This window comes from Thermoanaerobacter sp. RKWS2, assembly GCF_026240795.1.
GTDB classification, from domain to species: domain Bacteria; phylum Bacillota; class Thermoanaerobacteria; order Thermoanaerobacterales; family Thermoanaerobacteraceae; genus Thermoanaerobacter; species Thermoanaerobacter ethanolicus.
Genome location: NZ_CP110888.1, coordinates 1,518,731 through 1,534,139 on the forward strand (window position 1 = coordinate 1,518,731; position 15,409 = coordinate 1,534,139).

Annotated in this window: 18 protein-coding genes and 1 pseudogene; all 19 read right to left on the bottom strand. The window is 36.9% G+C overall.

The window, feature by feature from the left end; translation table 11 throughout:
* Nucleotides 1-73: 73 nt before the first annotated feature.
* A complete protein-coding gene (locus tag OEI98_RS08010) occupies nucleotides 74-640 on the bottom strand; it encodes a hypothetical protein (protein WP_266036968.1) in 567 nt (188 codons plus the stop codon).
* A 6-nt stretch (nucleotides 641-646) separates the two neighbouring features.
* Nucleotides 647-2,398: a peptidoglycan DD-metalloendopeptidase family protein gene (locus OEI98_RS08015; RefSeq protein ID WP_266036970.1), complete on the bottom strand. Its 1,752-nt coding sequence runs from the start codon at nucleotides 2,396-2,398 to the stop codon at nucleotides 647-649.
* Nucleotides 2,399-2,476: 78 nt separating this feature from the next.
* Nucleotides 2,477-2,908: a hypothetical protein gene (locus OEI98_RS08020; RefSeq protein WP_266036973.1), complete on the bottom strand. Its 432-nt coding sequence runs from the start codon at nucleotides 2,906-2,908 to the stop codon at nucleotides 2,477-2,479.
* A 7-nt stretch (nucleotides 2,909-2,915) separates the two neighbouring features.
* A complete protein-coding gene (locus OEI98_RS08025) occupies nucleotides 2,916-3,470 on the bottom strand; it encodes a hypothetical protein (protein WP_266036975.1) in 555 nt (184 codons plus the stop codon).
* 125 nt (nucleotides 3,471-3,595) lie between these two features.
* A complete protein-coding gene (locus OEI98_RS08030; protein WP_266036977.1) occupies nucleotides 3,596-5,581 on the bottom strand; it encodes a hypothetical protein in 1,986 nt (661 codons plus the stop codon).
* A 24-nt stretch (nucleotides 5,582-5,605) separates the two neighbouring features.
* The gene (locus tag OEI98_RS08035; RefSeq protein WP_266036979.1) at nucleotides 5,606-7,474 is read right to left on the bottom strand and encodes a VirB4 family type IV secretion system protein; all 1,869 of its coding nucleotides are present in this window, start codon (nucleotides 7,472-7,474) and stop codon (nucleotides 5,606-5,608) included.
* Complete coding sequence (locus tag OEI98_RS08040; RefSeq protein ID WP_266036981.1) at nucleotides 7,452-7,649, bottom strand: hypothetical protein; 198 nt, start codon at nucleotides 7,647-7,649, stop codon at nucleotides 7,452-7,454. Before OEI98_RS08040 ends, OEI98_RS08035 begins: the two co-directional genes overlap by 23 nt.
* Nucleotides 7,650-7,716: 67 nt before the next feature.
* Nucleotides 7,717-8,265, bottom strand: a complete 549-nt coding sequence (locus OEI98_RS08045) for a hypothetical protein (protein ID WP_266036984.1) — start codon at nucleotides 8,263-8,265, stop codon at nucleotides 7,717-7,719.
* 11 nt (nucleotides 8,266-8,276) lie between these two features.
* Nucleotides 8,277-8,561 (bottom strand): PrgI family mobile element protein, encoded by a 285-nt coding sequence (locus tag OEI98_RS08050; RefSeq protein ID WP_266036986.1) that lies wholly within the window; start codon nucleotides 8,559-8,561, stop codon nucleotides 8,277-8,279.
* 39 nt (nucleotides 8,562-8,600) lie between these two features.
* The gene (locus OEI98_RS08055; protein ID WP_266036988.1) at nucleotides 8,601-9,023 is read right to left on the bottom strand and encodes a hypothetical protein; all 423 of its coding nucleotides are present in this window, start codon (nucleotides 9,021-9,023) and stop codon (nucleotides 8,601-8,603) included.
* 25 nt (nucleotides 9,024-9,048) lie between these two features.
* Nucleotides 9,049-9,351, bottom strand: a complete 303-nt coding sequence (locus OEI98_RS08060; RefSeq protein ID WP_266036991.1) for a hypothetical protein — start codon at nucleotides 9,349-9,351, stop codon at nucleotides 9,049-9,051.
* A 149-nt stretch (nucleotides 9,352-9,500) separates the two neighbouring features.
* Nucleotides 9,501-9,908: an A24 family peptidase gene (locus OEI98_RS08065; protein WP_323053809.1), complete on the bottom strand. Its 408-nt coding sequence runs from the start codon at nucleotides 9,906-9,908 to the stop codon at nucleotides 9,501-9,503.
* Entirely contained in the window at nucleotides 9,909-10,253 is a 345-nt protein-coding gene (locus OEI98_RS15300) for a prepilin peptidase (protein ID WP_416237334.1), read from the bottom strand.
* Between the two features lie 120 nt (nucleotides 10,254-10,373).
* Entirely contained in the window at nucleotides 10,374-11,297 is a 924-nt protein-coding gene (locus tag OEI98_RS08070; RefSeq protein ID WP_266036993.1) for an Ig-like domain-containing protein, read from the bottom strand.
* Nucleotides 11,298-11,315: 18 nt separating this feature from the next.
* A pseudogene (locus OEI98_RS08075) lies at nucleotides 11,316-12,439 on the bottom strand (type IV pilus twitching motility protein PilT).
* Nucleotides 12,440-12,508: 69 nt separating this feature from the next.
* Nucleotides 12,509-13,105 (bottom strand): prepilin-type N-terminal cleavage/methylation domain-containing protein, encoded by a 597-nt coding sequence (locus OEI98_RS08080; RefSeq protein WP_266036995.1) that lies wholly within the window; start codon nucleotides 13,103-13,105, stop codon nucleotides 12,509-12,511.
* An 83-nt stretch (nucleotides 13,106-13,188) separates the two neighbouring features.
* Entirely contained in the window at nucleotides 13,189-13,626 is a 438-nt protein-coding gene (locus OEI98_RS08085; RefSeq protein ID WP_266036997.1) for a prepilin-type N-terminal cleavage/methylation domain-containing protein, read from the bottom strand.
* Nucleotides 13,627-13,748: 122 nt separating this feature from the next.
* Nucleotides 13,749-14,318 carry a prepilin-type N-terminal cleavage/methylation domain-containing protein gene (locus OEI98_RS08090; RefSeq protein WP_416237335.1) on the bottom strand — a complete coding sequence of 190 codons (570 nt, stop codon included), beginning with the start codon at nucleotides 14,316-14,318 and terminating at the stop codon, nucleotides 13,749-13,751.
* Between the two features lie 84 nt (nucleotides 14,319-14,402).
* On the bottom strand, nucleotides 14,403-15,401 hold the full coding sequence (locus OEI98_RS08095) for a lytic transglycosylase domain-containing protein (protein WP_266037002.1): 999 nt from the start codon (nucleotides 15,399-15,401) through the stop codon (nucleotides 14,403-14,405).
* Nucleotides 15,402-15,409: the final 8 nt, after the last annotated feature.

Here is a 15,409-nt window from a genome sequence, read left to right on the forward strand (position 1 = left end):
ATTGCAAAATTCTCCTTTCTGTTTTGTTCTATTAATATTGTAAACAAAAACATTTAAAAAGTCAAAGGATTTCTTATGCTAATATTCTTATTATTTCCTCTTCAATATCAAGAAGCATTTCGGTTAAGGAGCAGTTTTTACACGGTTTATTTAAAAGCCTTAAAATTCCTTCTGCGATTTTTTTATCAATTTCGCTGTGTCCAGAAACTTCTGTTGTTTCAATGGGCGAACCGGACTGCTCATCTTCTACAGTTCCGCTGAATCTCACTTTGCCCTGAAGGCCTAAATACAGGTGCTGAACATCAGAAAACTTTGATGGATTTTTAATTTTTTCAATAATTTTCTCAAGAGTTACAGGGTCAAAGATAATATCATATATTCCCAGTGCCAGTGCATAGCCTATATATGGAGAAGTTTTATCGCCCAGAATTAGAATAACTCTTTTGTCCTGCTGTCTTAATGCAAACAAAAAATCTTTAAAAGGAACTTTTGTGCTTATCTTTGATGATATTACTGCCGTTTCTCCTTCTTCCTGCAGAAGAAAATCAGGGTAAAAGATGATGCGTGAATCTTCTATTCTTTCTGCAATTACTCTGTCAAATTCCTCAAAACCGGTGTGGATTAAAACCAATTGAACCATCCCCTTCTATGGTTTTTGAATTACTGTTAGCGGATCTATCCAGTTTTTGTTTATCCAGTCGCCTATACTGACTCCAAAGTGGAGGTGTGGGCCCTCTGATAAACCCGTGCTGCCTATTGCCCCGATTTTCTGACCTTTTGTTACTATCTGTCCTGCAGATACATAAATTTGTGAAAGGTGTCCATATAAAAAGTCATGAGTTGGTGTCCTCAAAACAATGGTGTTCCCATAGCCCGATATCCATCCAGCGTACGCAATTTTACCATTGACCGCTGCAACTACAGGGTCTCCTGTGTTTCCAGCAATATCTATTCCTTCATGAAATTTTTCTACTCCAAGTATAGGATGAATTCTCAATCCAAATTTTGACGTTATTGTGTAATTACCAGGAGCCGGCCATACTGGAGTATTGTCTCTAAACGAATCAGCATATTCCCATATTACTGATGCGTATTCTCTCCTGCATCTCTCCAGCGCATCACTTCCTGCATAGCCTCCATAACGTGCGAGCCCTTTTAATGTCTGTTCTTTCCAGTCAGGGGAGTCCCAATTTATGCTGCCCAAATATTCACGTAAAATATACAGGCCAACTTCGATCTGCGCTCTTGGGTTTAATCTGTCTTTTTCAGGGTCATATCCCAGGAGTTTTGTATAGGCTTCCCAGTTTTCAGGCATTACCTGCATTAATCCCCATGCTCCGGTTTTCGGATTTTCAGCATCGATTCTAAAACTTGATTCTTTCATTATTACTGCTGCAGTAAACCACCATGGAATTCCATATTTTTCTGACAGCTCATGGATCATGTCCCACAGGTATGGAGGTATATCCGCTGTAGAAATAAAAAAGCCGCTTCCGTATGCAGAATCCTCTGTAAGCCATGCAAGCCTCTCTTCTGTCATGTTATAACCCCTTGAAGCCTCCAGAAACATTCTGCGTGTAAAAGGAACATCATCTGATTTTACCTGCAGCCTAGTAGCAATAAAATCGTCCAGCCTTTTATAAAGTGGTGATAAAAGTGTTGAACCTTTAAATTCTGCGACTTGATATTTTGTCTTAAGTGTTAACCCTGTTTCTTCATCAACAGTAGTATATTCTTTCCATACTATTTCGTAATTAAAAACCTTGTCACCCGTTAAGTTGTTTGACCGCACAAGGAGATAAACATACGAATCGACTTCCTTAGTGACTATGTAGGGTTTGCCTTCTTCATCACGCTCTATTGTGTCGTAATAAGTTTTAAGAAGTTGCCTTTTATACCATAAAGTGGGGGAAAGGTCTTTTGCTGTACTTTCGAAGTATTCTTCTTTAATTTTCTTAGTTTCGGGATCATCTACTGCCGTACCTGTAGAGTACGAAAGAAACAAAACACCGGTTGCCAGATCACCTTCTGTTAAAATTTCATCTTTAGTAAATTTATAGATATCACCTGTATTGTACACAAGATCATATGCCTCAGATGATAATAGATGTGTTTCATCAAGATAGACGTGCATTGTATTAGCATACACCGTATATTTTTCTGTAAGGTCTTTGTACTGCTTATCTATACTTTCCATCCCGGTTGCTGCCCGGCCTCCAGCAAATTGAATATAAATCGTCATAAATATCAACAGAACTACTGCAATTAAAACACTAATAGGCCCTATTATTGCTATTAAGGTCCTTAGAAAAATTTTAGTACCGGACAATGCTGCCCTTACAGCTCTTCTTTTTAGCTCATTTTTGGCTCCTTCTTTAAAAGAATTAAAAAGACCCATTTAGTCTCACCTTCCATCAAAAAAATAAGCACATGCCTCTTTTTTGTAAAGAAGCATGTGCTTATTTTTGCCTGGTTTTTAAAAATCCCCTTTTATTATTTTTTCTTTTTCTCTTTCATTTAAAAACTTATAGAACCAAAAACTTGTTGGTGCTATCATTAAAAAGAACAGTATCTCTATCCAGTACCTTGCTATCAAGTTATTTGCCGGAATTGAAAGGTTCATTATATACTTGTAAACCGGTATTGTAATATAATTGTCTACTATCTTTAGATATTCTTTATCTACCTGTCCAAGTGTTTCTATAACAATATACGGTGTAAAAATGCCTAATATTAGAGCACGTATAACTGGCCATTTTTCATCAATCACAAAAAGAACAAAACCAAGTACAGCAATACCTGCTGCTATTACAATGCCCCAAAAAAGCACCTGAGATGGATACGCAATAAACAAATAAAATATTGCAAAGACAATTACGCCTATCCAGAATTTTTCAGTGTCAAGCATGGCACCATCATCTCCTATTCTTTCTGCTGTCTTCTTTTTCGGGATAGGAAAAACCTATCCTGCGAGTTGGAGTTTCTGGTTTTTGATCAGGAACCATAGTCGGAAGCTGGAATTGATGCTGGTAGTACACCTGTTCATTCATTTGAGCGTATCCATACTGGTTTGCATAACCACTCTGGATTTGATTTTGTATAATATTTTGCTGAGGCTGCACAGTGGTATTAACATTTCTGAGCAGAGCTAAATAACGTTTATGTCTGTTAATGTCGTATATATATGCTGCCGCAAAGATAACAGCCGCCATGGCAAATGATGCAGCAGCCCAGTATCTGTCATACTCATGAGGAATGGGTTTTTTCAGTATGTGATACCAGAAATAATGTGCTGTCGAAACAACTACAAAGCCAGCTGGAATTGAATATATGGCAAATACTATAAATCTTGAGAAAAAGTATGATATAATAACAAATGCAATCATGAAAAACGCATATCTGGGTTCAATAGAAAGGATTTTACCTAAAAGTCTTATTATAGCTTCAAACGGCGTTCCGAAAGGCCACATAAAAATCACAACCTTTCCAAAAACTCTGTTCTTAGTAATATTTTAAATCTTTTTGTTTAAAAAGTCAATACCTTCTGCAAAAATTTTTACAAAAAAGGAGCTCTCTATCAAGAGCTCCTTCTGTTTTACGCTTTCCATCTGTATCCGTCAAGTGATGTATTGTGGAACCTTTGTACATTTTGCATAGCTCTTGGTCCACCGCTGAATGCAGCAGACACATTTACATGCACAAATCGTTTCACTGCCTTCAGCCCACCTATTTTGTCTCCTTCTTTAACTCCTGTTACACGCTTAAGAGCTTCAGTTTGTGTTATTCCTTGAGCCCTTGCATAACGACTTACATTCTGGTATCCCCTGATCATTCCAACTGCTGCAGCTGTAGATTTTGTAAGAAATGAAGCAGGGCCTTTAGATGTACCAAGTGAATGGTCAACAACAGAACCAAACATTGAAGCATAGTGTGCCATATTAGCTGTTTTATCGGCAGTCTTAGCAAGCACTTGATGTGGTTCCAGGGGTACATCAGCATTATTTGCTTCTTTTCCCGCAAGAACACCTCCGGTAGGAGTATTTGAACTACTGCGTACAACGTTTAGCTTATTCATACCCTGTGCGATATCAACTCCTGGTGGCAGAATAATGCCTGAAGATGTAACTTTTTCTCCTGTAGGCAGGGTTTGTATATTTCCGGCACCTGCCATCGGCGAAGAAGAACTGCCTGAATTATACTGTGGAGCCGATGCAAATCCTTCTGCAGAAATATTAGAAGAAGATGCACTAAAGCTGCCGCCTGAACCGCCTGAAGAGCCTCCAGTAAATGGGATAGGTTGACTGAAACTTCCTGTGGAGCTGCCGCCGATTGAGCTGCCTGAAGGCCCTCCGGCAAATGAAAGAGGCTGGTTAAAACTGCCTGCGAGATTACTGCCAGCTGAACTACCAGCAATTACTCCGCCCATTCCTCCTACTGCAGCCTGACTTACATTACTCATTAGCTTACCTGCAGCAATTTTCCCAGCAGCCGCACCGGCGAACTGTGCTCCTAATGTGGCAGCGGATGTTACAGCGGATGAAGCTCCGAACACCCCGGCAATTCTACCGGCTATCCCTAATTCATCTACACCTGCAAGTCTTGTGAAATACCCCTGAAGTGACTGCCTTAATGCTTCTGCTACATAAATTAATAAATATAACCATACGATTGATTCAAATGAACCGCTGATCCGTTCTACTCCACTTGCCGTGTTTGCTATGCCTGTGACTGAAAAATAAAAAGCAAAAACTAGAGCATAGAAAAACTGAGTAAAAATGTTTGTTAAAAGCTCACCTAACCATATTTTTGCTGCAGTTATGTCTTTATTAATACTCCAGAGTGTAGCAGCAATAGGTGTAAAAATGTAGAAAATCATTAACATAAACTTTCGCAGAACAAAAACCACTGCAACCCTGAAATTAATAAACGCCATAACAAGTATTCCAACAGCTGTTAATATTGGATTCCCTGTTTTAATATTGGCAAAAATAAATGCCGGATCAAATAAACTGTTAATATCTGAAGGCAGTCTGAGCACACGGTATATATAATAAGTCATGGCATTATTAGTATAAAGCAGCAGCCTAAATGCAATAGGCGTAACCGCTATAATTATTCCTACAAAAAACAACCTTTCTATTCTCTCTTTAACTTCATCTTTGTGTTTAGGAGAAAAACCTGCAAAAATCATATTAAAAGCCAAAAATATAACAGAAATGAACATAATCACAACGCCAATGTAGATTAACACTTCGTACCAGTAGTTCATTGTTTGAAATTGAGCAGCTGAAAATGGATCTGTCGCATTTACTTCTTTAGTAAAAATGACTTCAGTTAAGTCGGGTGTTCCTATAAGTAGCTTAAGAATAACCAAAAAAGCTTGTGCTATACCACCTATTAAATATGCTATTGCCCTTTCCAGGAGAGTACCGGGTTCTCTACTTATAAGATCAGTCATTGTCGGAGGATCTGATGTAGAAGTATTACTTGTGGTAGTTTCAGCAAAAACCGGTATGCTGATGCTTAGAATCATTATTACTGCAATAAGCAGCGCTGTAATTCTATAAAATTTATTTTTCACTCTTATCACCTTACTTCCCTTTTGTTATTCTTTAATTACGCCCGTCCTTATATACGGCCATTCAAATGGGATTGGGTCAACTTTTACAGCTGTAATATTTCCGTTCAGCGAAAGAATACATTCGCCAGGACTGAATGTCTCAAGCAGTGTCCTTGTCCCTTCAGACAAATTAAAAAACTGCATTGTTTCATCTACAGAACCGGAATGTTGTCTCATGATAATGTTTGTAGCACATGATTTAATTATGGCCCTGCCGTTTTCATTATTCAAAAATTCTTCAATATACTGTGAAGCAACTATAAGCATTGTGCGGTGCTTTCTACCTCTTCTTGCAAGGTTGTTAAGAAAATCAGCAGACTCTGCAAATTTCACAAACATCCATGTTTCGTCATTTGCTACTATTTTATCTACATTTCTGTATTTCTGCATAAAGTTATGTGCAATCCATGTAGATACTACATAATTTGCAAGAAGCTTTGTAAATTCGTCTTTTATTTCAAACAAATCAAAACCAATCGCATGAGATCTTATATCTACCTCAGTCTGGCAGTCAAACATCCCTAAAGAGTGTCCTTTTGTAAATGGGGTGAGAACTTCGGCAAGTTCTTTTGTGCTTTCCTTTTTAGAGAGTTCTTCTACAAAATCAGACAGTGTGGGAAGTTCTTTTTTTACTTTCCCAAAGTAAAACTTGCCGTCTACAAACATCTCTTTTTTGTGATATAAGCTGTCAGGGTCTTTTGTAATCCCTCTATCATTGTAAAGCTTATAAACTATTGTATCTATTGCTGAAATTTCAGGCCCTGTAAGCGGACGGCCGTTGAAGTTTTTCGAAATTACTCCTACAAATGCTCTAACTTCTGAAACTTTTGTCATTATATCTAAAATTTCTCTATCAGAGCTATCTGTATCTGGCTCGATATCAAACAAATTAATTCCTGCTGGCATGCCACTTTTTATGCTTATATATTCGCCACCAAGCATATTTTTTATAAGAGGCTGATACTCTCGCTCAGGGTCTATTACAACAATTCTTTTCCCCAGCAGCGAGTACATGGCCAGCATATGTTTTACTGTAACTGATTTGCCGCTTCCCGGAATACCAAATACTGCAACATGAGGATTGTTGAGGTTCTTAGGATAATCAAAGTTGTCTATAAATACCGGTGAACCTGTAAAGTAGTTTCTTCCCAAATAGATTCCTTGAGAATGGGTTAAATCAGGATTTGAAATCGGGAAAAGAGCTGCTGCTGCACCTGCTGTCATGTTTCTGCTGTACTCTTTTACTGTAAGTTCTGTCGATGAAGGAAGCATATCAGCCAGTGCATCGAGCTGCTGTAAAACTGCTGTACGCGTCAGAGCAAACTTCTTTTGGAAAACACTTTCAATATAGCGTGTTTTTTGGTCAAGTTCATCTAAATTTCTGGCACGTATTTTAATAAAAATTGTTATAAAGAACATCCTATCTAAATTCCTTTGAATATTAGCAAGCTGTTCTAAAAGTTCATCCTGCATCATTTCGAGTTCTAATCGGTCGGTTACAATTCCCTTCCTGTATTTTGTATAAAGCTCTGTTTGTACATCATTCAGTTTCTTTTTCAAAATATTTGCGGTTCTTGCAGCATCTATTGGCTCCACATGAATAGATACTCCAATATCATTTATAGAAAAAACATCATCAAGCCAGCCCAAAAAGATTGTTGCCGGATATGATGAGACAGTTAGTATCCGCACATAATTTTCTGGACCCAGATAGATGTAGTCTTTATTCTCTTCTATCCCGTCCGGCATTATCATGTCATACATTCCAAGTATGCTTTTATTGAATTTATTATCCTCAGGTGTAATTTTTTCTTCTCTCATTTTTTCTTTATCATTTCTCTTCAATTTCAGCATTTGCTTTCCCCTCGCTTTCTTCATAGTATATGTATGGTACATCTACGTATAACGAAAATGCACCGGACTTGATTGAATTTGATGGTTTGTGATTCTTGTTATTTAAAAATCTAAAGATAAAATCTATTTCCTGTTCTGATGTTAATTTTTCTGCTTTTATTTTTGCTCCATTCATCTGTGATATTACAAACTCTGCAAGCCTGTTTAATTCACTATATGCTTTGTCTACGTCTTTTTCTGTGCTAAAAAGGACAATATAGTTTTCGTGTGTAGATGCTCTTATTGTACATCATATTTTCCAGATAATTAATTGTTTCGCTGGCAAGTGATTTAATTGTCATAGGCATATCATTTTCTATTGAGTTTGCATAAATACTTTCAATAATGTTACCAGTATCAACAGAGGTAGTAAGGACTATAAATTTAAATGGATTTGGAAGTGCAATAACGGTTTTTATTAAAATATCCTCTATTACATTTTGTTCTTCTTCCGAAAGCAACCTTACATCGATAGAACCAAGCTTTACAACTGTTGCAAACAGGTCGTTTTTAAGGTAAATTATCCCGTTTCTGATGTCCTGTATTTGAAATATATGTCTCATTTCTGCTGCTTTTTTATTGGAAACAGCTGTACTTTTCTTTTTGGACGTTCTCTTTGTATCTTTTGAGCTTTTGTTTAATAAAGGAATCCTAATAATTTCTGCATAGTTTAAGGCATATAAAGTTACTGATATTCCCACTACTGCAACAATTATTGTTGCTATTTTTAAAACTGCCAAAAATGAAGTCATAAGAAGCACCCCTATCTTGTATAATAGTAGACTTTAGGTTTTTTGAGGTATCTAATGTAAACTAATACAAATTTATCAAAATACATGTTGCCTATTTTGAGAAAAGCAAAAAGCATAGTTAATACAAGCCACACGACACTAAAAAGAATTTTTACAAAAAGCATTTTTAGAGGGATTACAGCAAAAAAGCCGATTACAAGAAAATTAGAAAGCAGGTATCCAAACTGCCGCACTGACAGAGGGCCAAGTATTGTATTTTCATGCCTGAATTCAAATGGTATTTTATATACTCTCATAAAAAAGCGGGCGCATAAATGCGCCCATTACACCTCCTTTTATGGTTGAACTTTAGAATAATTTCCTAAACCTGCAATTGAAATTACTAAATTAAAAATTATCCCAATCAAACCTAGAACTATTGTCGCAGCAATTAACCAGCCTCCTGATTCAAGTATTTCGGAGCGTTTATGCGGGTTCCCGTGTGCAACAACTAGTTTTATTGCCCACATAATTAATCCTACAAATACTAATATAACACCTAGATATAAAGAAGCATCTTTTACAACTGGTATAATGTTTTGCTGTAATTTTGTTGCTTCCCCTGATACATTAGGTTCCGCAAAAGACATTACAGGAAGTAATAAAAACATCCCTGTATACACGAAAAGGAAAAATTCTTTTATTTTTTTTAATTTGGGCATTAAATAAACTTCAAGTGCCAGTAATTTTTGATTAAGTTTTTCTAATTTACTCATCACAACACGAACCCTCCTTATATTTTTTTTACTTACTAAAAGGTGTACTCATTGCCTGCAGAATTCCCATAATTGTGGGAATTGCATAGTAAAGCAGTATTCCCACAGCAACAGATATCATCCCTGCGGCTCCAGCTTTTCTGATATTAGAAGAGTGAAAGATACTCCCAAAAATGAACATAAGAATTGAAATAATCATCATTACAGTTGCAAGCGGAATGATGATGCTGCCAAGAGCCTGGGCAAGGATTGTCAGTGATTGTGCAATCTTTGTTGCAAATTCCTGTACAGCAGGATTAGCAGAATGAACAGAGCTAGCAGGCGGACTCATAGAATCACCCCCGATAAAATAGATTAAGCAGGCCGAAGCCTGCTTATTTTTCTTCACGAGAATAAGTACTTAATAATGCAAGTACAAAGCCGAGTATTATACCAGAAAAAAGTCCTGTCCCAAGTCCTGTAGAAAATTCAAACATTTTTTCACCTCTTTTCCAAAATTTGTAGATATATATTAATTATCTGATGTCCTAACAATAAAGCAGTAATACTCCCCAAAGCCAAATATGGAGCAAAAGGTACATATTTTTCTATGGACCCTTTTGTAAACATTATTTGAATTATTGAAATCAGCCCACCAATAGCAAATGACAAGAATAAAAAAACTATAGTTAATTTAAAGCCGAGCACAAAACCTATAAAAGCCGACAGTTTAAAGTCTCCTCCACCCATCCATTCCGGCAGAACGAAAATCAGCATTACTACAGTTGCAACCAAAAAACCGTATAAATAATTTAAAAGTTCTTGAACGTGTATTATCCCTGTTATAAGCGAAAATATATACAGTATTAACACTAATATAAAACCGGTTGCTGTTATTTCTGTTGGTATTTATTTGTATTTAATGTCTATAAATGAAACAGCAATCAATATAGAAACCAATATTAAACCTGTTATGGTTTTTATACTTATACCATATACTAAAAAAACCAAAACATACAAAGTACCCGTTAGCAGCTCTACTAACGGGTACTGTATAGATATAGGCGCTTTACAGTATCTGCATCGACCTCTTAAAAATATCCAACTCAATACAGGAATTAAATCCAAAGGAGAAAGTTTATGACCACATTTTGGACAAAATGAATTAGGAGGGCACATTATTGATTTGCCTTCCGGTATTCTATAAATGACGACGTTCAAAAAACTTCCGATTACAAGGCCGAGTACAAACAAGAGTGTGTAAAAAATGCTATCACAACCTTTCTATTTGTTTTTGTAATAAACTACTGAGAAAATTTTTTACTTTAATTTTAAGGGGGAAATATATCAGTTAACTCTAACCTTAAATTAAAACTAATTCACAACCGAAATCTCATATACTCTTCCCCCATAGTAATAAGCACCTATGCCTATTTTAGCAGCATTAGGCGGTACTATTACATGAATTGTTTCTGGAGAATACACATATCCAAGTCTTGTATTTTTAAATCCATATACTTTAACATAATTTACAGTTGTATTAGTATCTGCATTTACAAATTGAATCTGATTTCCTATTGCATCATACATATATACATATATTGGCCATAAATCACCACCAGGATAGTAGTATCCAGCCAAAGTTATTGCCAGTTTTTTATTGGAAAGATCTCCGTTCCATGTTATCATTAAAAGTGGTGAATAGGGAGGAATACTTACATAAGTAGTTAAATCTCCATCAAAAGCATTTTTATTACTCGATGTTATATTAAAGCTAAACGGTTGTAGAAACACTAGTGAAATTGATGAGAATATGTTACCATTATTAGCTGTTACTGTAGCTGTACCTTCATTTGGTGACGAAATGCTGACTGTTGCTGCACCGTTAGTTATTTTGGCCGATGTTGAACTTAATGTCCCCAATGTTGTTGAAAAATTAATTACCGTCCCGTCCGGCAATAAATTACCGTATTTATCATATCCTATTGCTTGTATTGTTATCGTCGTTTTCCCATCTGCCGGTACCGATGTTTTATCTGCTAATAAAACTATTTTCCCTATCTGTAAATTTGACGGTACCAAGCTTGTTAAATTATACTGCGTTGTATTTACTGCTCCTTGAACAGCATTTTCTTTTTCCGTAGCAAATACATCATCACTTGTTCCCCATTGTCCGTCTTTGCCTGCACTTGCAAGTATAAATCCGCTTTGTGTGTCCGCTGAATACTTTGGTATGCCTTGTATCAGAGAAAATATGATAAACATCCCTATTAACAAAGCTATTACCGTTTTTCTCAAACTTTTTCACCTCCTTTACTATCCAAAGTATCGCCCTAACATTTTTTCGTCCCCAATTTTCTCTTTTGCTGCCTCCATTGTTATAAGTCCCTTTTTAATAAGTTCCGACAAAGATTTTGCCATCAGTATCATGCCGTCATCTCTTCCTGTTTGAATTGCACTGTTTATCTGGTGTATTTTCCCTTCTCTTATTAAAGCCCTAATAGAAGAATTCACTACCAAAATTTCTGCAGCAAGTACACGCCCGTTTCCTTCTTTTTTCTTTAAAAGCTGCTGTGATATAACGCCCTGCAAAACTTCTGCCAAATCTGTTCGTATGTTATTTTGCTGTTCTGGTGGGAAGACGTTGATTATACGATCAATTGTTTCTGCTGCTGTGTTTGTATGAAGTGTAGATAACACCAAATGTCCGGTTCGTGCTGCTTCCAAGGCAGTTGATATGGTTTCAGGGTCTCTCATTTCGCCTACCAATATAACGTCGGGATCTTCTCTTAATGCAGCTCTTAATCCTTCAGCGAAACTCAAAACATCTGCTCCTATTTCACGTTGATTTACTTCACTGTTTTTGTGAAAATGTAAATATTCAATAGGATCTTCAAGAGTAATAATGTGTTTATGATACTTTTCATTAATATAATTAATAAGCGATGCTAATGTTGTTGATTTTCCCGAGCCTGTGGGACCCGTAACAAGAACAAGTCCATATGGTAATTGTGCAAATCTGTAAAGCGTCATCATCATTTCAGGAAAAAACGAAAAGAGCTCTTTTATATCAGGTATTTTTTTAGGTAATGCTCTTAGTATTACTGCCTGATTATTTTTTTGAAAAAACTGTTTACACGAAATCTTAAACCACTTTCAGTTTCGTATGCAAAGTCATAATTTCTTTTTTTAAGATACTCATCATATTTTTTATCTTCTTTAAAAAGTTGTTTTATTAGGAAAGAAGACATGTCCCCGTTAATTGTTTCCTTCCATTCAGGAAAATCATTTAAAAAATTAACTGTTTCTTTTCTGTCTGTTATTTCCGTGATTTTTAGCAAAGTTCCATCAAGCCTCATCATAACAGGTGTACCGACAGTAATATGAACATCAGAAGCTCCTATTTCTACGGCCAAATTTAATATTTCATCTATGTGCAAAGGGCAACACCTCCTCAAAAAACAATAAAGGCAGGACAGAGTTATTGCTCCATCCTGCCTTATACAAAATTACTTGCTGGATACTGCTGCTGATATAGGACTTGTTGCCAAATCTTTGAAGTTAGTTGTATCTGCTGCTCCTACCGCAGGTTGTGCGCTGTCTGTTGTGTATACGTCATCTGCTGTCCCTAATGTACCGTCTTTGCCGGGTGATACTACAATGTAATGTACATTACCGTTTGTATCTGTATAAGTATCATAATAATAAGGATATCCCCACGGATCTTTTATTCCTCCAGCTGTATTCGCATCTAACCAGTTAATTCCGCCATTCTTTAATATTGTCCCTACATAGTTCGCATCTGCTGTGTTAATTGATGGATATACTCCATTGCCTTGATCTGCTGTGTATGTTTCTATAACTGTTTTCATCGTGCCCAAGTCTGACATGGCTCTTGCCTGTCTTGCCCTGTCAGTATAGCCGAGAAGCCTGGGAATTAGCGCTGCTGCAAGTATTGCTATAATCGCTACTACTACCAGGAGTTCTACCAGTGTGAAACCTTTTCTGTTTTTAAGCCCGTATGCTATTCTCCCAAACATGGTCTTCTCTGTAGGTGTCACCTCCTTCCTCTCTGTTTTCTTTGCTGCGTTGAACAGCTTGAACATAGCACCACCCCTTTTGTTTATTTTTATTGGTGCGCACTTTTCGTGCGCCCAATAAAAATGGCACGACCTCACGGCCGTGCTTATTAAATAGTTATTAACCTGAATTTTTGCTCATTTAGATAAGGATTAAATGCACTGTACTGGGAGTTATGGTTATTGCTTTTATCAAAAGCTATGGTTTGTAGCACCTGTTGATAATAATACGGATGTCCCCATGGGTCAACTATACCGTTTGCATCTCCGGTCCATTTTATTCCGTGTTTCTGAAGGACAGCTGCAATAGAATTAGGTATTGTTGGATCATTACTGTTTATGGGCAGCTGTCCATTACCTTCATCTGCTGACCATGCTATTATGATATTTCTCATTGTATTTATGTCTGCCATTGCTCTTGCTTCTCTGGCTCTTTCGGTGTAACTCATAAATCTTGGTATTAATGCTGCAACAAGCACTGCTATAACTGCTACTACTACAAGCATTTCTACTAAAGTGAAACCTTTTTTGCTCTTGAAGTCCTTCACTCTTTCACCCCCTTCGCTAGTTCTCAAGTATAGATACGACTTCCTTTCATCAACTGTCTATGCACTCTTTTGTTAACAAAAAGGGCAGGACAGAGCAATTACTCCATCCTGCCCTTTTAGGATTACTGAGCGGATTTTGCTGCTGTTGTTTGATCGATAGTTGCCTGCCCTACTGTAGGCTGTACGCTGTCAGTTGTGTATACGTCATCTGCTGTTCCTAACTGCCCGTCTTTACCAGGTGATGCAATGACATATCCTGTTACGTTGCCATTGCTGTCCTTTACAAGGTTGTAGTAGTAAGGATAGCCCCATGGATCTTTTATGCCTGTGTTATCTCCGGTCCATTTAATTCCGCCGTTCTGGAGTATTTTCCCTACGTAGTTTGCTGCAGCAGAGTCTGGTACCGGATATACTCCATTACCTTGATCTGCTGTGTATGTCTCTATTACTGTTTTCATTGTGCCCAAGTCGCTCATAGCTCTTGCCTGTCTTGCCCTGTCAGTATAGCCGAGAAGCCTGGGAATTAGCGCTGCTGCAAGTATTGCTATAATCGCTACTACCACGAGCAGTTCCACCAATGTGAAGCCTTTCCTGTTCTTAAGCCCGTATGCTATCCTTCCGAACATGGTCTTCTCCGCAAGTGTCACCTCCTCCCTATTTAGTTTTTCTGTCCTTCTGAACAGATTTAACATAGCACCACTCCTTTAGTTTATTTTTTTGGTGCGTGCTCTCGCACGCCCAATAAAAAACGGCACGACCTCTATGGCCGTGCCGGGTTATTTTGTACTTGTTTTTTTTAAATTTTCATATGTGTCCACTACAGCTTGCACAAACTTTTGTGTTTCTTTATATGGTGGAATGCCATTATACTGTTTTACTGCTTGTGGACCTGCGTTATATGCAGCAAGTGTAAGTTCCATGTTATTATTAAACATATCTGACATCATTCTCAAATATTTTGCTCCTGCTTTTATGTTTTCCTTGGGATCATATATATTTTTTACTCCCAATTTCTGGGCTGTTTCAGGCATAATTTGCATTATACCTGCTGCACCTTTTGGAGACGTCGCACCTGGATTTAGACCGCTTTCCACATATGCTACTGCTTTTAAAAACAAAGGATCTATATTTGTTTCCTTACCTGCTTCATCAAATATGCTGTCATATCTTGTTTTTAACAGTTCATGATATGATAATAGATTTGATGAAGTACTCGTAGTATTAGATTGGTTATTGTTTTTGCTTTGTTTTTCTTTTTGATTTTCAATAAACTTTTCTTTTTCTTTCTCTTCTAATTTCCCATTTATAACCATTTTTGATTTGTCAGGGAAAAAATAAAAAAGGAAGTCTGTCGGAACATCTCTCCAATACAGATATAAGTTAACTGTTCCATCAGCCTGTCCAATTTTTTTACCTGCATTTACAAAATTGTTAGTTAGAGAAGGAACTACATTTTCATAAACAATTTTTAGGTCATTTGACTGCAGTATTATGCTTTTATCATTTACACTCAAATTTCCATCAACTGCAGCAAGAACATCTCCATGTACTTCAAATACTGTATAAGGTCGAAATCCATTTTGTGAAAAACCAAACTGACTGACAATTTTACTGTTTTCAAATGGAAAAGCCGTTTTTATCAAATGTACATATTGCTGCAGTTGCTGGACTTGTGTTTCTTCCGTGTCAGGTGGGATATAATTTTCTGCTTCTGCTGGTATGGTTACTACTGAAAATATAGTAACAAGAAACAAAGCCAATGCTTTGCTTTTCAAAAATACAC